We start from the raw sequence: 16,373 nt of genomic DNA, 5'->3' as shown, positions 1-16,373 counted from the left end.
ACGACTGGAGTCTATCAACCCTCACGCAGTACTGTCAGCGGACTTGCGTTGAGCGCCCGGCGCGTGCCAAACACACCAGCACCGCCAATCAGCACTGCACCAATCAAAGGCAGCAACATCAGCCACGGATGCGGATGCCATGGCAGATCGAAGGCGTAGCGATACAGCACCAGACTCACCACTTCCGAGCCAATGGCTGCCAGCAAACCACTGACCGCCCCGAGCAAGCCGAACTCGATGCGCCTGGCCTTGATCAGCAACTGCCGTTCCGCACCCAGTGCGCGCAACAGCGCGCCTTGGCGAATGCGTTCATCCAGCGTTGCCTGTAAACCGGAGAACAACACTGCCATCCCTGAGGCCAACACGAACAACAACACATACTCCACCGCCAGGGTGACCTGAGCGAGGATGCTGCGCAGTTGTTCGAGCAAGGCTTCGACCTGCAGGATGGTCACCGCCGGGAACGCTCGCGACAGCTCGACGATCTGCTGATCATGACCCGGCGCCAGGTAGAAACTGGTCAGGTAGGTGGCCGGCAGATCCTTCAACGTGCCGGGCTGGAAGATCATGAAGAAGTTCGGCTGGAAGTTGTCCCAGTTGATCTCGCGCAAACTGGTGACCTTCGCTTCACGATTGACCCCGCCGACGCTGAACACCATGTGATCGCCGAGCTTGAGCTTGAGGCTCTCGGCGACTTTGCCTTCCACCGACACGCCCGGTACGTCATCCGAGGGTTGCTCGGTCCACCACGAACCGGCCGTGAGTTTATTGCCGGCCGGGAGGTCGGCGGCCCAGGTCAGGCTCAGGTCACGCTGAACCGCGCGGTCGCCGGCCGAATCCTTGCTGACGATCTGCTGCACCGGTTCGCCATTGATGCTGATCAGCCGTCCCGGCACCACCGGGTACAGGGGCGCCGCTTGTGCGGAGACGTTGACCAAGTGATCGGTGAAGGCCTGTTTGTCCGCCGGCAGGATGTTCAGGGCGAAATAGTTCGGGGCGTTTTTCGGCAACTGGTTTTGCCAGGTGTCGAGCAGCTCGCCACGCAGCAGGGCGATCAGCGCCATCGACAGCAGGATCAGACCGAACGCCAGCGATTGCCCGGCAGCGGCCAGCGGATGACGCAACAACTGGCCCAGGCCCAGGCGCCACGGCAGCGATGCCCGGGCCAACAGGCGACGCAGGCTGTTCAGCAGCAACAGCAACAGCCCGCCAAGAATGAGCGCCGCCACGACGCCTCCCCCGAGCAGGGCGAAGGTCAGCAGCAGGTCGAGACTCAGGCGCCACATGATCAAACCAAGTGCGCCTAATGCTGCGCCATAAACCATCCAGGTGCTCGACGGAATCGGCAGCATGTCGCGGCGCAGCACTCGCAGCGGTGGCACCCGCCCCAGCGCGGCAAGCGGCGGCAGGGCGAACCCGGCGAGCGCCACCAGCCCGGTACCGATCCCGGCCAGCGCCGGAAACAGTCCACCCGGCGGGACGTCCGCCGGCAGCAGATCATGCAGCAGGGCAAACAGTCCCAGTTGTGCCAGCCAGCCGATCACGGCGCCGCTAAGGGCGGCGAACAGACCCAATACAGTCAATTGAATGCTGAACAACAGCATGGTTTCCCGACGCGACAAGCCGAGGCAGCGCAGCAGGGCACTGGCATCGAAGCGGCGAATGGCAAAGCGGTTGGCCGATAAGGCCACGGCCACGCCGGCCAACAACACCGCGACCAGACTCGCCATGTTCAGGTAGCGCTCGGCCTTGCCCAGCGCACCGCCGATCTGTCGGTTGCCATCGCGGGCATCCTGAATTCGCTGGTTTGCCGCCAGTCCCGGTTTGAGCAGTTGCCGATAGGTTTCCAGCGCCTGCGGTTCGCCGCGCCACAGTTCGCGGTAGCTGACCCGGCTGCCGGGTTGCACCACGCCGGTGGCGGCGAGGTCGTCGAGGTTGATCATCACCCGAGGCGTGAGGCTGTAGAAATTGCCGGCGCGATCCGGCTCGTAGGTCAGCACGCGGGTCAGCTTCAGGGTCTTCATGCCGACATCGATGCTGTCGCCGATCTTCAGATCCAGCGCGGTCAGCAGGCGTGCTTCGACCCAGGCTTCGCCGGGTTGCGGTTCACCGCCAGAGGTTTGCGGAGCAAACGGGGCCGGGGCACTTTTCAGTTCGCCGCGCAGCGGGTAGGCGCGGTCGACTGCTTTGATACTCGATAACTGAATGCCGTTGTCAGTGGCGACGACACTGGAAAACTCGACAATCTGCGCGTGAGCCAGACGCAACTCGGTGCCGCTCTTGATCTGTTCCGCGCGTGCCGGCGAACTGCCTTCCAGCACCAGGTCGGCACCAAGGAACTCGGTGGCGCGCAGCATCATGGCGCCATTGAGACGGGCGCCGAAATAGCCGATGGCAGTGCTCGCCGCCACTGCGACGACCAGGGCGAAGAACAGCACGCGCAATTCACCGGCGCGGGCATCGCGCAGCAATTGGCGGATGGCGAGACTGAACAGACGCAACAGCGGCAGACGTGCCATCAAGGCTCCAGAGGGGCGACCAGCAGCCCGGCTTCAAGTCGGATCAGGCGCCGGCAGCGATGGGCCAGGCGTTCGTCGTGGGTCACCAGCACCAGGGTGGTGCCGCGTTCCTTGTTCAGTTCGAACAGCAAGTCGCTGATGCGCTCGCCGGTGTGGCTGTCGAGGTTGCCGGTGGGTTCGTCGGCGAACAGCACGTCCGGCTCGGCAGCGAAAGCCCGGGCAATCGCCACGCGCTGCTGTTCGCCACCGGAGAGCTGGCGTGGCGAGTGCGTCAGGCGCTGGCCGAGGCCGACCCGTTGCAGCAGTTCAGTGGCGCGCTCGCGGGCGTCTTTGCGACCATCGAGTTCCAGCGGCAGCATGACGTTTTCCAGTGCATTTAGGCTGTCGAGCAACTGGAAGGATTGAAAGACGAAACCCACGTGTTCGGCACGGATGCGTGCGCGCTGGTCTTCGTCGAGATTGCTCAGGCCTTGCCCGGCGAGGATGACTTCGCCGCTGCTGGGCAAGTCGAGGCCGGCGAGCAGGCCGAGCAGGGTGGATTTGCCGGAACCGGACGCGCCGACGATGGCCAGGCTGTCGCCCTTGTTCAGTTCCAGGCTGAGTTCGTGCAGGATGGTCAGTTCACCTTCCGCGCTGGGAACCACTTTGCTAAGGTTCTTCGCGGTGAGAATGCTTGCGCCCATGGAGAATCCGATGCGTGTGTGGTTTTTGAGTGCTGGCCTGGCCTTGATGTGCATGGCCCAGAACGCAGCGGCGGGTACTGTCCTGATCGTTGGCGATAGTATCAGCGCCGGTTTCGGACTGGATACCCGCTTGGGGTGGGTATCGCTGCTCGAGCAACGGCTCAAGCAGGAGGGTTTTGATGACGAAGTAGTCAATGCTTCCATCAGTGGCGACACCAGTGCCGGAGGCCAGGCGCGGCTGCCGGCGCTGCTTGCAGAGCATAAGCCGGAGCTGGTGATCCTCGAGCTGGGCGGCAATGACGGCCTGCGCGGAATGCCGCCAACGCAATTGCAACAAAACCTTGCGGCGATGATCGACAGCTCGCGCCAGAGTGGCGCCAAGGTGCTGCTGCTCGGCATGCAACTGCCGCCCAACTACGGCAAGCGTTACACCGATGCCTTCGCCAAGGTTTACGGCGAGCTTGCCGACGAGAAAAAGATCCCGCTGGTGCCGTTTTTCCTCGACGGTGTGGGTGGCCATCCCGACCTGATGCAGGCCGACGGACTGCACCCGGCGGCCGGGGCTCAGGGCAAGTTGCTGGAAAATGTCTGGCCGACGCTAAAACCGCTGTTATGAGGCTTTTCTAGTGGCAGGCTTTCGGCTAATGTGGCGCCCCCTTATTTGGAGCCCCCGATGCCGCGTCCTGCCTGGTCCCTGTTTGCCTACCAACTGATCGAGCCTGACGAACAGCTGGATCTGTTCGCCTGCCAGGAAGTACGGGTGCATCTGGTGACCCGTCAACTGGAACTCGGTGGCTCGGCAGACCGCACGTTGTGTGGCAGTCTGCTGCCGGCACAACCGCGCTGGTCGAGTGTGGATCGCCGGGTGTTCCAGGATCAGCGCCTGTGTTCGTTGTGCCGCGCGATCCTTGAGTCGCAGAAGCGTGGCACCTCGCCGATCTGGCCTGAGTTGCGTTTCGAGCTTTAGGATCAAAAGATCGCAGCCTGCGGCAGCTCCTACATGAAGACTTCTGGCTGCCCATCGGCGCATCTCCCCGAATTATCGAGGTGCGGTGTACAATCGCGCTCTTATACCCTTGTTGATCATGCGAAGGATTTTCCGGATGTTGCCGCGCTTTCCTGCCGTCACCCGCTGCCTGTCACTTGCCGCCCTGTGTGTGGCCGGTCCCGTTGCTGCATTGGAGTTTCCCCTGCCACCACCCGGTGAGGACATCATCGGCCAGGTGCAGGTGATCAAGGCCAAGTACGAAGACACCTTCGCTGACCTGGGAACCAAATACGACCTGGGCTATTCGGAAATGGTCGCGGCCAACCCGGGCGTCGATGCCTGGCTGCCCGGTGCCGGTACGGAAATCGTCCTGCCGACGCGATTCATCCTGCCGCCGGGTCCGCGCGAAGGCATCGTGATCAACCTCGCCGAATACCGCCTTTACTACTACCCGAAAGGCCGGAACGTGGTGTACACCTTCCCGCTGGGTATCGGCCGTGAAGGCTGGGGTTCGCCGATCGCGCGCACCACCATCACCGCCAAGACGCCGAACCCGACCTGGACCCCTCCAGCGTCGATCAAGGCCGAGCACGCCGCCGATGGTGATCCGCTGCCGAACGTGGTGCCGGCCGGTCCTGACAACCCGCTGGGGCCGTTCAAGTTCACTTTGGGCACGCCGGGCTACCTGATCCACGGTTCGAACAAGAAGTTCGGCATCGGCATGCGCACCAGCCACGGCTGCTTCCGCATGTTCAACAACAACGTGCTGGAAATGGCGGCGATGGTGCCGGTCGGCACTTCGGTGCGCATCCTCAACGACGCGTACAAGTTCGGCAGCAGTGGCGGCAAGGTCTATCTGGAAGCGCACACGCCGATCGACGACAAGGGCAACCCGTCGGTGGTCGACAAGCACACGGCGGTGATCAACGCGATGCTCAAGCGCGAAGACGCGACCAGCAACCTGCGCGTGAACTGGGATGTAGTGCGTGATGTGGTGGCGGCCGAAGATGGCTTGCCAACCGAAATCGGCACGCCGAATACCTCGGCACCGATTGTCTCGAGTACGCCGATCGACCTGCAGCAATAAGATCGATCCCGACCCGCCGATGCGTGAAGCGTCGGCGGGTTTTTTATTGCCCGGACAAAAGCTGCAGGCACAAAAAAGCCGACCCAGAAACTGGGTCGGCTTGATAACAATCCCGAGGGATTATTACTTGCGGCTAGCTTTGTCCAGCATACGCAGAGCACGCTCGTTAGCTTCGTCAGCAGTCTGTTGTGCTTTTTGAGCAGCAGCCAGAGCTTCATCAGCTTTACGGTATGCTTCGTCTGCACGAGCTTGAGCGCGAGCAGCTGCGTCTTCAGTAGCGGTCAGACGTGCTTCGGTTTCTTTCGATGCGCTGCTGCAACCGGTAGCCAGAACTGCGGCCAGAGCCAGAGCAGAGAATTTCAGAACGTTGTTCATCGTGTTCCCCTTCAAGGACTTTCAATTAAGTGGCTTTCTCCTCCGATTGAGGAAATAGCCGGCGTACATACTACCCATTACTTGTAGTAAGTAAACTGACGTAGCGCAAGAAGCAAAAAAAATTGTAGGCGTTGATTCTTTTTCGAGCAACTTTTAACGGGGCTGTATAAAAAATATCCAGCTGCAAGCCCCGGCTTGAGCCGGTTAATCAGAAAAAGTTCCCATTGCCTGTACAGTTTTTGCCGTCTTGCACCAAGTCTGTCTAGATGAATTCGTCTACACTTTTGTTCCGATTTTGCATGACACCTCACATATCTTTGTCCCTCTTGAGGTGACTTTAAAGAAGAGGCTGCGTCTTAAGTCTCGACATCCGGCAATGTTCAGGTGAGCGCACTGGGAGATCGTCCCCGCGCCTGCCGCTGCGCCCCTCGGAGTCACCCGGTCAACGAGCATGATGACGAGCGCACCTTGAGCATTTTTGCCAATGGTGCCTACTATTTAGCAGGTGCTCGGTTGCGCGAGATCGGTGTGGCTCTTCTCGGTGTCCATCAGGCACGGGGTGGCGTAGATGTTCCTTCGCCGGAAAAACATCGGTAAGGTAGGGGTCAGAATTCAAGACCCGCGAGGAGTAGTGATGAGCGAGGCGTTGTCCATCCACCATGACCAGGCTGGTCATCAGTTCGAGACCAATGTGGACGGTCATCGTGCCTACCTGACCTATATGGATCTGGGGAAACAGACCCTGGATATCTATCGCACCTTCGTGCCCAACGCCTTGCGTGGCCGAGGCATTGCGGCAGCGCTGACCGAAAGTGCGCTGCAATACGCCGAGGAAATGGGCTACACGGTGATCCCGTCGTGCTCCTACGTCGAGCGCTACATGGAACGTCATCAGCGACGCGCCGCCAAGATCTGAACAGCACACACAAAAACGCCGGGCAATGCCCGGCGTTTTTTTATGCCTGCGAAACGCTGATCAGCTGCGCTGACGTTTCGGCAGAACATCCTTGAGCTTGGCGTGCATGCTGCGCAGGGTGTTCTCGGTGGCGGTCCAGTCGATGCAGGCGTCGGTGATCGACACGCCGTATTGCAGGTCGGCGAGGTCTTTCGGGATCGCCTGGCAGCCCCAGTTCAGATGACTCTCGACCATCAGGCCGATGATCGACTGGTTGCCTTCGAGGATCTGGTTGGCGACGTTTTCCATTACCAGCGGTTGCAGGGCCGGGTCCTTGTTGGAGTTGGCGTGGCTGCAATCGACCATGATGTTCGGCTTGATCTTCGCTTTGTTCAGCGCCTGCTCGCACAGGGCGACGCTGACCGAATCGTAGTTCGGCTTGCCGTTGCCGCCACGCAGCACCACGTGACCGTAGGCGTTGCCCTTGGTGGTAACGATCGACACGCCACCTTCCTGGTTGATCCCCAGGAAGCGGTGCGGGCTGGAGACCGACTGCAGGGCATTGATCGCCACGGTCAGGCCACCGTCGGTGCCGTTCTTGAAGCCGACCGCCGAGGACAGGCCCGAAGCCATTTCACGGTGAGTCTGGGATTCGGTGGTACGTGCGCCGATGGCCGACCAGCTGATCAGGTCCTGCAGGTACTGCGGGGAGATCGGGTCGAGGGCTTCGGTGGCGGTCGGCAGGCCTTTTTCGGCGAGGTCCAGCAGCAACTGGCGACCGATGTGCAGACCGTCCTGGATCTTGAACGAGTCGTCCAGGTACGGATCGTTGATCAGGCCTTTCCAGCCGACGGTGGTCCGTGGCTTCTCGAAATACACGCGCATGACCAGATACAGGGTATCGGAGACTTCCGCCGCCAATTCCTTGAGGCGGTCAGCGTATTCGTGGGCAGCCTTGATGTCGTGGATCGAGCACGGGCCGATCACTACGAACAGACGGTGGTCGGTGCCATCAAGAATGTTGCGAATGACTTCGCGGCCCTTGGTGACGGTGCGCAGGGCAGCATCGCTCAGAGGGATATCACGCTTGAGCTGATCGGGAGTGATCAGGGTCTCGTTAGAGGCGACGTTTAGGTCGTTGATCGGTAAATCAGCCATCGTTTACTCGTCAGGTCACGGGTGCCGGCCGCCAGCGATCCCCGCGCGGCGGAGCACAGCAGATTTAAGCGCGTCGGGGAGCCGAACCTTAGCGCGTCAGACGCGGCTCGACAATGGGCAGACGCCGCTTTAATCCAGCGCTGGCTGGGCAAAAGCCTTGCGCACGCTGTCGTGGGAGAACTCGTCGGCGTGTTGTTCGACCCATTGCAGGGCCAGCGCCTGAATATCCTGCAGGTCGTCGTGGGCTTCGTTCATGCGGCAATAGCGTTCGATCTGGCACACCTGTTCGCCCATCCGGGCGCTGAACAGCGTTTGCTCATCGGTGAACGCGATCCCCACCAGATAGCCTTTTTTGCGCCGCAGGCACCACGCCACATAGCCCGGATAACAGATGTCGGCGTTGAGCGTCGGCATGCGCACCTCAAGGGCGGTGCCGTGGCGCCAGGCACGGTGATAATTGCAAGCGATCCCGCCGAGGCTGATAGTGTGCAGCTGTTGCCTGGAAATGCACTCGGGCTTGAGTAACGTTAACTCGACAGGCACTTCGTCCGGATGAGGAATGAAACGTCCCATGAGCACAGACTCCCTGTGTCGGCCATTTGACATTGTTTCCCCCAGTATAGTGGTCGAATCGCAGCTGACCGATTTCGACGCCGACCAGCGGCTGCTGGCGATGAGCGGCATTTCGCTGGTGATTTTCACCAGCGTCGGCTGTTCCAGCTGCCGCTATGCCAGAGAGGTGTTGCCCGGCTTCGAGCTGGCGGTCGATCGCCTGTGTTGGATCGATGCCGGTGACAACGGCGGATTGGTGGAGCGCTATCAGGTCTTTCATTTGCCGGCGCTGTTTGTGGTGCGCGACGGCGAGTTCTTTGGGGCATTGCATACGCGCCTGACCGCCGATGCGCTGAACGCGGCCGTGGCGCAGGCGCTGGGGCGAATTGCAGAGGAGTTGCCATAGATGGTGGACGCAGACAACAAACCGGTGATTGGGATCATTGGCACCGGGGCAATCGGCGGGTTTTACGGCTTGATGCTGGCGCGAGCCGGTTTCGATGTGCACTTTTTGCTGCGCAGCGAATTCTCGGCGGTGGCCGAACGTGGTTTGCAGGTGGACAGTGCGGTCCACGGCAGCCTGACGCTCAACCCGGTGCAAGCCTACGCCAGGGCTGAAGACATGCCGGCCTGCGAGTGGCTGCTGGTCGGCGCCAAGACTACCAGCAGCGCCGGGCTGGCCCCGGCGATCATTGCAGCAGCCAAACCCGGCGCGAAGGTGCTGGTGCTGCAAAACGGTCTGGACGTCGAAGACAGCCTGCGGGAGTTACTGCCCGACTCCCTGCATCTGCTCGGCGGTCTGTGCGTGATCTGCGTGCATCGCGAAGGGCCGGGGCACATCACCCATCAGGCACTGGGCGCGGTCAACGTCGGCTACCACAGTGGCCCGGCAACGGACGACGCGGCGCGCATGGCGATCGTCGAGGCGGGTGCCGGGCTGTTCCGTGCCGCCGGCATCGATTCCCAGGCGATGCCCAACCTGCAACAGGCTCGCTGGCAGAAACTGGTCTGGAATATTCCCTACAACGGTCTCTCGGTAGTGCTTGGTGCCGGCACCACGCCGCTGATGGCCGACGCTGACAGTCGCGCGCTGATCCAGGCGTTGATGGCTGAAGTGGTGCTGGGCGCCAAGGCCTGTGGTCACGATATGCCGCCCGGTTATGCCGAGTACCTGTTCATGATGACCGAGAAGATGCCCGACTATTGGCCGAGCATGTACCACGATTTTCTGCACAAACGGCCGCTGGAGCTGGAGGCGATTTATGCCCGGCCATTGGCGGCAGCCAAGGCGGCGGGGTGTGAACTGCCGCGTATCGAAGCGTTGTATCGCACGTTGAGTTTTATCGACCGACGCAACACCTGAGTCGGTTTTTTGCGGGAGTGGGGGAAGGCATGGCCAAGAACATCGATGACAAACTGGTGCTGGCGATTTCGTCTCGCGCCTTGTTCGACCTGAGCGAGAGTCACAAGGTCTACCTGTCGGGCGGCGTCGAAGCCTATCGGCAATATCAGATCGAACACGAAGACGAGATTCTCGCGCCCGGCGATGCCTTTCCGCTGGTGGAAAAACTTCTGAGCCTCAACAGTCGCCTTGACCGTGCCCGGGTCGAGGTGATTCTGGTTTCGCGTAACAGTGCCGACACCGGTCTGCGCGCTTTCAACTCGATTCATCACTATGGGCTGGACATCTCCCGGGCGGCCTTCGTCGGCGGGCGCAGTCCGTATCCGTACCTCAAGGCCTTCGGCTGTGACCTGTTTCTGTCCACGCATGCCGAGGATGTGCGCGCCGCGCTGGACGCCGGATTTGCGGCAGCGACGATTCTGTCCGGTGGCGCCAGCCGTGCCGCCAGTGATGAGTTGCGCATTGCCTTCGACGGCGACGCGGTGCTGTTTTCCGATGAGTCCGAGCGCATTTATCAGTCCGGCGGGCTGGAGGCGTTTCAGGCCAAGGAGCGAGAGGCGGCGCGCGAGCCCTTGCGCGGCGGGCCTTTCAAAGGCTTCCTCGCGGCGCTCAATGCGCTGCAACGCGAGTTCCCCGAGAACGACTGCCCGATCCGCACCGCGCTGGTCACTGCGCGTTCGGCGCCGGCCCATGAGCGGGTGATCCGCACCTTGCGCGAGTGGGACATCCGTCTCGACGAATCGCTGTTCCTCGGCGGGCTGACCAAATCGGCATTTCTCGAAGCCTTTGCCGCCGACGTGTTTTTCGACGATCAGGCCGGCCATTGCGAACTTGCCCGCGAAGTGGTCGCCACCGGTCACGTGCCTCACGGCATCAGCAACGAACCATCGATCTAAAGCCCCAGTGCTTCAAGACGTTGCGTCACACGTCGTACTCGCCAAGGCACTGCTAAGCTGAATCAAATCTCCGCCATGTTGGCACGCGAGGAGGTCACATGATTCGTTCGATGCTGTATGCCACTGACCTGGGTCTGTACGCACCGTTAGTGATGCAGCATGCCCTGGCGTTGGCGCGAACATTCAATGCCGACTTGTATGTGGTGCATGCGGTGGAGCCCATGGGGCTGTTTGCCGAGTCGGTGTTGCAGAGCTATCTCGACGAGCAGGCGTTGAACGAATTCCACAGTCAGGGTCTGAAAACTGTCATCGCCAGCATCGAGCAGCGGGTGCTGGACAGTTTTCGCGAAGAGCTGGGCGAAGAGGGCGAGCAGGATCTGCAGCGGATTTGTGCGGTTCGGGTGGTGCAGGGCGATCCGTCGCAGGTGATTCTCGACCAGGTGCAGAAACTCTCGGTGGATTTGCTGATCGTAGGCACTCACAGCCACGGTGTGGGGGTGGAAACCCCTTTGGGGCGCACGGCGACTCGAGTCCTGCAATTGGCCAAAGTGCCGGTCTATCTGGTGCCGTTGGTGGAGCGTCGGCGCCGGGGGGATCGCTGAAGCGGGAATAATGGCGCTTTGATAAAAAAGTTCTAGATTTATTCATCAAACCATTAATATAGTTATATACCGTCGCTGATGCCCGTGGCGTCTACCTGCTTTGAGGGATACATATGAAGCTTCAACAATTGCGCTACATCTGGGAAGTGGCGCACCACGACCTCAACGTTTCCGCTACAGCCCAAAGCCTTTACACCTCGCAACCGGGTATCAGTAAACAGATCCGCCTGCTGGAAGACGAACTGGGCGTTGAAGTGTTCGCCCGCAGCGGCAAGCACCTGACGCGCGTTACCCCGGCTGGCGAGCGCATCATCACCACCGCTGGCGAGATCCTGCGCAAGGTCGAAAGCATCAAGCAGATCGCCCAGGAATTCTCCAACGAGAAGAAAGGCACCCTGTCGATCGCCACCACCCACACCCAGGCGCGTTATGCACTGCCGCCGGTGATCAGCAATTTCATCAAGCAATACCCGGACGTGGCGCTGCACATGCACCAGGGTTCGCCGATGCAGATCGCCGAGATGGCCGCTGACGGCACCGTCGATTTCGCCATTGCCACCGAAGCGCTGGAGCTGTTCGGTGACCTGGTGATGATGCCGTGCTATCGCTGGAACCGTTGTGTGGTCGTGCCGCAGGGCCACCCGCTGACCAAGCTGCCGAAGCTGACCCTCGAAGCGCTGGCCGAATATCCGATCGTGACTTATGTATTCGGTTTCACCGGCCGTTCGAAACTCGACGAAGCCTTCAGCCATCGTGGCCTGACGCCGAAAGTGGTGTTCACCGCAGCTGACGCCGACGTGATCAAAACCTACGTGCGCCTCGGCCTGGGCGTGGGCATCGTGGCCAAGATGGCGGTCGACACCAAACTCGACAACGACCTGGTGGTGCTGGATGCCAGCGAGCTGTTCGAGTCGAGCATCACCAAGATCGGTTTCCGTCGCGGCACCTTCCTGCGTGGTTTCATGTGCGACTTCATCGAGAAGTTTGCCCCGCACCTGACCCGCGAAGTGATGGCCAAGGCCATCCAGTGCCACAACAAGCAGGAGCTGGAAGAGCTGTTCGACGGTGTCGAACTGCCGGTCCACTAAGACCCCGCCTCAGAGCACCTCGGTGACAGCGAACTGTTGCCGGGTGCCCGCCACCAGAATCTCCACCTCATCACCTTCGAGCTTGCCCAGCAGGCTTTTACCCAGCGGTGAGCGCGGGGTGATGACGGTAATCGGCTGACCCACCACATCGACTTTCAGGCCCGCCGCATCCGGGGCCAGGAACAGCCATTGCTCGCGACCCTTTTCGTCTTCAAGGCCGAGCAGGGCGCCGACCTCGATGCCACGATTTTCGTCGTAGGCACGCAACGTCAGGTTCTGGCACAGCGCCAGCGACTGACGGATTTCCTCGACCCGTTTCGCCTGTCCCGCCGCCAGATACGACGCCTCGAGCCCGAGCGTGTCGTACTTGTTCTCAGCGATGTTCTCTTCGTGGGTCGCGGTTTCGTACGCGGTCTGCGCGGCGCGTTCGGCGATGTCGAGATCGACGCGCAGTTTGTCGAGGATCAACTGGTGGACAGTGTGCTTGTTCATGATCAATCGCAGAATTGCAAAACGTTGGCGCGGCTCTTTTCGCTCGGCGCGGTCTGATCCTGTTGCAGCCAGAACTGGCATTTGGGGTTCGACTGATTGCGCGTGCTGCCGCGCGCCTGATCGAGCCGTGCCTGCTGCTCGTTCTTGCGCAGGTTCTCTTCGTACTGCTCGAACAGCGGACTCTGTGGCGCAGTGTCCGGTTGGACCTGGACGGTCGCGGGTGGCCTGGCCAGTTGCTGCACCGCCTGAGCGACGGGCGCCAGTTGTTCGGTGAACACGAAACGCGAGAGCAGCCAGCAGGTCAGGGCGATGGCTAGAAAGCCCAGCCACATGCCCAGGGCGATACTGCCGGTCAGTCGCAGCGCACTGAGCTGAACAGGCAACGGACGACGCGGGTTGGGACGGTAGGGCATGGCGGCCTCCTGGCGGATGATTGCGGGCAAGTGGCGATTGTCGCACGAAGATTAATCGCCGTCGGCTCTTCTGCGCGAGGTCATTTATGCGGACAATCAGCGCTTTTGCCAACGGGAGTCTTGCATGCCGGTACCGAAAACCCGCTGGGATATTTTTTGCACCGTAGTCGATAACTATGGCGACATCGGCGTGACCTGGCGTCTGGCCCGGCAACTGGTGGCCGAACAGGGGCTGGCGGTGCGCCTGTGGGTCGATGACCTGCGCGCCTTCGAGCGCATCTGCCCCGAGATCGATATCCACCTGGCGCAGCAATCGCAGCAGGGCGTCGATGTTCGGCACTGGCCGAGCGACTGGCCGAATACAGAGGCGGCGGACGTGGTGATCGCCGCGTTCGCTTGCCAGCTGCCGTCCGCGTACATGGATGCCATGGCCGAGCGACAACGGCCGCCGCTGTGGATGAACCTTGATTACCTGAGTGCCGAAGACTGGGTCATTGGTTGTCACGGTTTGCCCTCGGTGAAATACAAATCGGTGCAGAAATTTTTCTTCTTTCCCGGTTTTCAGCCGGGCACTGGCGGGTTGCTGCGTGAGCAGGGTTTGCTGGAGCGCCGTCGCGCGTTTCAAGCGGATGACGAGGCGCAGCGACAATTCCTGCAGCATCTGGGGATCGAGCGCGCACCGGGTGCACAACTGATTTCACTGTTTGCCTATGAGAATGCCGGTCTCGCCAGCTGGCTGGACGTGCTGGCCGCCGATGATGCGCCAACCCATCTGCTGGTGCCGGAAGGGCGGATTCTCGGTGATGTCGCACGCTGGCTCGGGGTTGATTCGCTGGAGGTCGGCGATCTGAACGTGCGTCAGGCGCTGACGGTGCAGGTGCTGCCGTTCGTCCGTCAGGATCAATACGACCAGTTGCTGTGGTGCTGTGACTTCAATGCGGTGCGTGGGGAAGATTCGTTCGTCCGGGCGCAGTGGGCCGGGCGGCCGATGCTCTGGCACATCTATCAGCAGGACGAAGACATCCATCTGGACAAGCTCGATGCCTTCCTGGCGCTGTATACGAAAGGGCTTTCGCCGGCGGCGGCCGAGGCGATGAATGGTCTGTGGCGGGCGTGGAGTGCCGGGCAACCGATCGGCGAGTACTGGCTAGAGGCCCGTAAACACTGGCCAGAACTGCAGGAAAACGCCGAGCAATGGTGTCTGGAACAAGGCTTGCAGGCGGATCTTGCCACGGCGCTGGTACAGTTTTACCTAAATTGGATATGATACGCGGCCTAGATTTTTGTAAATCCCATCCAAATTCGGATATTCGCAATGAAAACTGGTAAAGAACTCAAACCCGGTACCGTGATCCGTATCGACAACGATCCTTGGCTGGTTCAGAAAGCTGAATTCACCAAGTCGGGCCGTAACAGCGCGATCATGAAGACCAAGCTGAAGAACCTGCTGACCGGTTACAAGACCGAAACCGTTTACGGTGCGGACGACAAGCTGGACGACGTGATCCTCGACCGCAAAGAAGCGACCCTGTCCTTCATCAGCGGCGACACCTACACGTTCATGGACACCACTGACTACACCATGTACGAACTGAACGCCGAAGACATCGAAAGCGTTCTGCCTTTCGTTGAAGAAGGCATGACCGACGTTTGCGAAGCCGTGTTCTTCGAAGAGCGTCTGGTTTCCGTAGAACTGCCGACCACCATCGTGCGTCAGGTTGACTACACCGAAGGTTCCGCTCGCGGTGACACTTCCGGCAAGGTGATGAAGCCTGCCAAACTGAAGAACGGTACCGAGCTGTCGGTTGCTGACTTCATCGAAATCGGCGACATGATCGAAATCGACACCCGCGAAGGCGGTTCCTACAAAGGCCGTGCCAAATAAGCACTGCTTTTCGCGGAAAGAAAAAGCCCGACCATTGAGTCGGGCTTTTTTTGCCTGGCAGAAAGATCAAAAGATCGCAGTTACACGGTGGTGTGCAGGCGTACGTCAACGTTGCCACGGGTGGCGTTGGAGTAAGGGCAGACCTGATGCGCCGCTTCGACCAGGCTCTGTGCATCCGCTTGCTCGAGGCCCGGCAGGCTGATGTGCAGGTCGATGTCCAGACCGAAACCGCCGGGGATCTGGCCGATGCCGACGTGCGCGGTGATCGAGGCGTCGTCGGGGATCTTGCGTTTGGTCTGGCTGGCAACGAACTTCAGCGCACCGATGAAGCAGGCCGAGTAACCGGCAGCGAACAATTGCTCAGGGTTGGTCGCGGCACCACCGGCACCACCGAGTTCTTTCGGGGTGGCGAGTTTGACGTCGAGAATGTTATCGCTGGATATCGCACGACCGTCACGGCCGCCAGTGGAGGTTGCGATTGCAGTGTAGAGAGCTTGCATGGTGTGGGCCTCGTTGAGTGTGTATTTCTGCGCTAATTATTTGCGCGCTAAGTAAGTGCGAAGTGAATGTATCGCGCGAATATTTAGTGCGCAAGATAAATTTTTGAGCAGACTGAATCTCGATGCTGTAACGGAGCTGTCGATCACCTTGAAAGTGAAGATTTAGAGCGGCTGGTGGGGATATCGGGGGACTGAAAATATTTTTTCAGGTGACGCGCTCCCTTGTAGGAGTGAGCCTGCTCGCGATAGCGGCGAGACAGGCACCACAGAAGTCGACTGAACCACCGCTATCGCGAGCAGGCTCACTCCTACAAGGTGGGCAGCGTTGTTATCAGGTCAAGCTGTCCTGCAAATGACTGCGCAGCGCTTGCAACTCCGCTTGCAGCTTCTGCAGGCGTTCCAGAGAAAAGCCGCTGGCGCCGAGGATGCATTGCGGGACCGTCTGGGCTTTTTCTTTCAACGCTCGGCCTTGCGCGGTCAACTCGACAATCACCACACGCTCATCCTCGCGACTGCGCGTGCGGCTGAGCAAACCTTCGCCTTCCAGGCGCTTGAGCAGGGGCGTCAGCGATCCCGGATCGGTCAGTAGTCGAGTGCTGATTTCTCCGACGGTCAAACCATCCTTCTCCCACAGCACCATCATCGCCAGGTACTGCGGATAGGTCAGGCCGAGCGCTTGCAGCAGCGGCTTGTAGACCTTGGTCATCATCAGCGAAGTGGAATGCAGGGCGAAGCAGGCCTGGTTGTCCAGCAGCAGGTGATCGCAGTTGTCGGGGGTGTCGCGTTCGGTGGTCATGCTAAAGCCTTGTTCGATGATGGGCTCGAATCTAGCGTCCGA

General features: G+C 60.5%; 20 protein-coding genes. 11 read left to right on the top strand and 9 right to left on the bottom strand.

Annotation, left to right across the window (positions count from 1 at the left end; all coding sequences use genetic code 11):
* Positions 1-14: 14 nt before the first annotated feature.
* Positions 15-2,519 (bottom strand): ABC transporter permease, encoded by a 2,505-nt coding sequence (locus J5M57_RS12425; protein WP_207848120.1) that lies wholly within the window; start codon positions 2,517-2,519, stop codon positions 15-17.
* Positions 2,519-3,202, bottom strand: a complete 684-nt coding sequence (locus J5M57_RS12420) for an ABC transporter ATP-binding protein (protein ID WP_007908572.1) — start codon at positions 3,200-3,202, stop codon at positions 2,519-2,521. The genes J5M57_RS12425 and J5M57_RS12420 overlap by 1 nt, the downstream gene beginning before the upstream one ends.
* Positions 3,203-3,212: 10 nt before the next feature.
* Between J5M57_RS12420 and J5M57_RS12415 the strand changes: the two genes are divergently transcribed.
* The 3 genes from J5M57_RS12415 to J5M57_RS12405 all read left to right on the top strand — a co-directional run bounded on the left by J5M57_RS12415 (position 3,213) and on the right by J5M57_RS12405 (position 5,277).
* Positions 3,213-3,818, top strand: coding sequence for an arylesterase (locus J5M57_RS12415; protein WP_169842013.1), 606 nt, complete (start codon positions 3,213-3,215; stop codon positions 3,816-3,818).
* A 57-nt stretch (positions 3,819-3,875) separates the two neighbouring features.
* The gene (locus tag J5M57_RS12410) at positions 3,876-4,169 is read left to right on the top strand and encodes a hypothetical protein (protein ID WP_003226812.1); all 294 of its coding nucleotides are present in this window, start codon (positions 3,876-3,878) and stop codon (positions 4,167-4,169) included.
* A gap of 136 nt (positions 4,170-4,305) precedes the next feature.
* Positions 4,306-5,277, top strand: a complete 972-nt coding sequence (locus J5M57_RS12405; protein ID WP_207848121.1) for a L,D-transpeptidase family protein — start codon at positions 4,306-4,308, stop codon at positions 5,275-5,277.
* 123 nt (positions 5,278-5,400) lie between these two features.
* Here the strand turns inward: J5M57_RS12405 and oprI are convergent, their stop codons facing one another.
* Complete coding sequence (gene oprI, locus J5M57_RS12400; protein ID WP_025113130.1) at positions 5,401-5,652, bottom strand: outer membrane lipoprotei OprI; 252 nt, start codon at positions 5,650-5,652, stop codon at positions 5,401-5,403.
* A 634-nt stretch (positions 5,653-6,286) separates the two neighbouring features.
* Between oprI and J5M57_RS12395 the strand changes: the two genes are divergently transcribed.
* Positions 6,287-6,568, top strand: a complete 282-nt coding sequence (locus J5M57_RS12395; RefSeq protein ID WP_003226804.1) for a GNAT family N-acetyltransferase — start codon at positions 6,287-6,289, stop codon at positions 6,566-6,568.
* Between the two features lie 60 nt (positions 6,569-6,628).
* Here the strand turns inward: J5M57_RS12395 and J5M57_RS12390 are convergent, their stop codons facing one another.
* Entirely contained in the window at positions 6,629-7,705 is a 1,077-nt protein-coding gene (locus tag J5M57_RS12390; RefSeq protein WP_169842011.1) for a 3-deoxy-7-phosphoheptulonate synthase, read from the bottom strand.
* A 129-nt stretch (positions 7,706-7,834) separates the two neighbouring features.
* Positions 7,835-8,278 (bottom strand): PilZ domain-containing protein, encoded by a 444-nt coding sequence (locus J5M57_RS12385; protein WP_169842010.1) that lies wholly within the window; start codon positions 8,276-8,278, stop codon positions 7,835-7,837.
* Here J5M57_RS12385 and J5M57_RS12380 point away from each other — a divergent pair.
* The 5 genes from J5M57_RS12380 (at position 8,277) to cysB (ending at position 12,245) form a co-directional block, all read left to right on the top strand.
* Positions 8,277-8,663, top strand: a complete 387-nt coding sequence (locus J5M57_RS12380; protein WP_207848122.1) for a thioredoxin family protein — start codon at positions 8,277-8,279, stop codon at positions 8,661-8,663. The two genes, J5M57_RS12385 and J5M57_RS12380, sit on opposite strands and share 2 nt — an antisense overlap.
* Complete coding sequence (locus J5M57_RS12375; RefSeq protein WP_207848123.1) at positions 8,664-9,620, top strand: putative 2-dehydropantoate 2-reductase; 957 nt, start codon at positions 8,664-8,666, stop codon at positions 9,618-9,620.
* Between the two features lie 29 nt (positions 9,621-9,649).
* Positions 9,650-10,555 (top strand): 5'-nucleotidase, encoded by a 906-nt coding sequence (locus J5M57_RS12370; RefSeq protein ID WP_064588580.1) that lies wholly within the window; start codon positions 9,650-9,652, stop codon positions 10,553-10,555.
* Positions 10,556-10,653: 98 nt separating this feature from the next.
* Entirely contained in the window at positions 10,654-11,157 is a 504-nt protein-coding gene (locus tag J5M57_RS12365) for a universal stress protein (RefSeq protein WP_064588579.1), read from the top strand.
* A gap of 113 nt (positions 11,158-11,270) precedes the next feature.
* On the top strand, positions 11,271-12,245 hold the full coding sequence (cysB, locus tag J5M57_RS12360; RefSeq protein ID WP_007908591.1) for an HTH-type transcriptional regulator CysB: 975 nt from the start codon (positions 11,271-11,273) through the stop codon (positions 12,243-12,245).
* 9 nt (positions 12,246-12,254) lie between these two features.
* On the opposite strand, the gene J5M57_RS12355 is transcribed toward cysB, so the two are convergent.
* A complete protein-coding gene (locus J5M57_RS12355) occupies positions 12,255-12,737 on the bottom strand; it encodes a GreA/GreB family elongation factor (protein ID WP_169842007.1) in 483 nt (160 codons plus the stop codon).
* Between the two features lie 2 nt (positions 12,738-12,739).
* On the bottom strand, positions 12,740-13,150 hold the full coding sequence (locus J5M57_RS12350) for a hypothetical protein (RefSeq protein WP_083368312.1): 411 nt from the start codon (positions 13,148-13,150) through the stop codon (positions 12,740-12,742).
* 124 nt (positions 13,151-13,274) lie between these two features.
* Here J5M57_RS12350 and earP point away from each other — a divergent pair, with 124 nt between their 5' ends.
* Together earP and J5M57_RS12340 are read left to right on the top strand one after the other, a co-directional pair.
* The gene (gene earP / locus J5M57_RS12345; protein ID WP_207848124.1) at positions 13,275-14,417 is read left to right on the top strand and encodes an elongation factor P maturation arginine rhamnosyltransferase EarP; all 1,143 of its coding nucleotides are present in this window, start codon (positions 13,275-13,277) and stop codon (positions 14,415-14,417) included.
* Between the two features lie 48 nt (positions 14,418-14,465).
* On the top strand, positions 14,466-15,035 hold the full coding sequence (locus J5M57_RS12340; protein ID WP_003226785.1) for an elongation factor P: 570 nt from the start codon (positions 14,466-14,468) through the stop codon (positions 15,033-15,035).
* A gap of 80 nt (positions 15,036-15,115) precedes the next feature.
* On the opposite strand, the gene J5M57_RS12335 is transcribed toward J5M57_RS12340, so the two are convergent.
* Both J5M57_RS12335 and J5M57_RS12330 read right to left on the bottom strand, forming a co-directional pair.
* Positions 15,116-15,535 carry an organic hydroperoxide resistance protein gene (locus J5M57_RS12335; RefSeq protein WP_064588575.1) on the bottom strand — a complete coding sequence of 140 codons (420 nt, stop codon included), beginning with the start codon at positions 15,533-15,535 and terminating at the stop codon, positions 15,116-15,118.
* A gap of 331 nt (positions 15,536-15,866) precedes the next feature.
* Positions 15,867-16,331 carry a MarR family transcriptional regulator gene (locus J5M57_RS12330; protein WP_169842005.1) on the bottom strand — a complete coding sequence of 155 codons (465 nt, stop codon included), beginning with the start codon at positions 16,329-16,331 and terminating at the stop codon, positions 15,867-15,869.
* Positions 16,332-16,373 lie beyond the last annotated feature (42 nt).

The organism is Pseudomonas sp. 86_A, assembly GCF_017491705.1.
GTDB classification, from domain to species: Bacteria; Pseudomonadota; Gammaproteobacteria; order Pseudomonadales; family Pseudomonadaceae; genus Aquipseudomonas; species Aquipseudomonas koreensis.
This window is presented reverse-complemented; position numbering and strand designations above follow the sequence as displayed.

Bases quoted from the DNA above. Each gene is read 5' to 3' on its own strand.
- J5M57_RS12410 (WP_003226812.1), top strand. From the start codon at position 3,876: ATGCCGCGTCCTGCCTGGTCCCTGTTTGCCTACCAACTGATCGAGCCT.
- J5M57_RS12375 (WP_207848123.1), top strand. From the start codon at position 8,664: ATGGTGGACGCAGACAACAAACCGGTGATTGGGATCATTGGCACCGGG.
- J5M57_RS12395 (WP_003226804.1), top strand. From the start codon at position 6,287: ATGAGCGAGGCGTTGTCCATCCACCATGACCAGGCTGGTCATCAGTTC.
- J5M57_RS12340 (WP_003226785.1), top strand. From the start codon at position 14,466: ATGAAAACTGGTAAAGAACTCAAACCCGGTACCGTGATCCGTATCGAC.
- J5M57_RS12350 (WP_083368312.1), bottom strand. From the start codon at position 13,150: ATGCCCTACCGTCCCAACCCGCGTCGTCCGTTGCCTGTTCAGCTCAGT.
- J5M57_RS12335 (WP_064588575.1), bottom strand. From the start codon at position 15,535: ATGCAAGCTCTCTACACTGCAATCGCAACCTCCACTGGCGGCCGTGAC.
- J5M57_RS12390 (WP_169842011.1), bottom strand. From the start codon at position 7,705: ATGGCTGATTTACCGATCAACGACCTAAACGTCGCCTCTAACGAGACC.
- J5M57_RS12370 (WP_064588580.1), top strand. From the start codon at position 9,650: ATGGCCAAGAACATCGATGACAAACTGGTGCTGGCGATTTCGTCTCGC.
- J5M57_RS12380 (WP_207848122.1), top strand. From the start codon at position 8,277: ATGAGCACAGACTCCCTGTGTCGGCCATTTGACATTGTTTCCCCCAGT.
- J5M57_RS12365 (WP_064588579.1), top strand. From the start codon at position 10,654: ATGATTCGTTCGATGCTGTATGCCACTGACCTGGGTCTGTACGCACCG.
- J5M57_RS12415 (WP_169842013.1), top strand. From the start codon at position 3,213: ATGCGTGTGTGGTTTTTGAGTGCTGGCCTGGCCTTGATGTGCATGGCC.
- J5M57_RS12405 (WP_207848121.1), top strand. From the start codon at position 4,306: ATGTTGCCGCGCTTTCCTGCCGTCACCCGCTGCCTGTCACTTGCCGCC.
- J5M57_RS12385 (WP_169842010.1), bottom strand. From the start codon at position 8,278: ATGGGACGTTTCATTCCTCATCCGGACGAAGTGCCTGTCGAGTTAACG.
- J5M57_RS12425 (WP_207848120.1), bottom strand. From the start codon at position 2,519: ATGGCACGTCTGCCGCTGTTGCGTCTGTTCAGTCTCGCCATCCGCCAA.
- oprI (WP_025113130.1), bottom strand. From the start codon at position 5,652: ATGAACAACGTTCTGAAATTCTCTGCTCTGGCTCTGGCCGCAGTTCTG.
- J5M57_RS12330 (WP_169842005.1), bottom strand. From the start codon at position 16,331: ATGACCACCGAACGCGACACCCCCGACAACTGCGATCACCTGCTGCTG.
- J5M57_RS12420 (WP_007908572.1), bottom strand. From the start codon at position 3,202: ATGGGCGCAAGCATTCTCACCGCGAAGAACCTTAGCAAAGTGGTTCCC.
- earP (WP_207848124.1), top strand. From the start codon at position 13,275: ATGCCGGTACCGAAAACCCGCTGGGATATTTTTTGCACCGTAGTCGAT.
- cysB (WP_007908591.1), top strand. From the start codon at position 11,271: ATGAAGCTTCAACAATTGCGCTACATCTGGGAAGTGGCGCACCACGAC.
- J5M57_RS12355 (WP_169842007.1), bottom strand. From the start codon at position 12,737: ATGAACAAGCACACTGTCCACCAGTTGATCCTCGACAAACTGCGCGTC.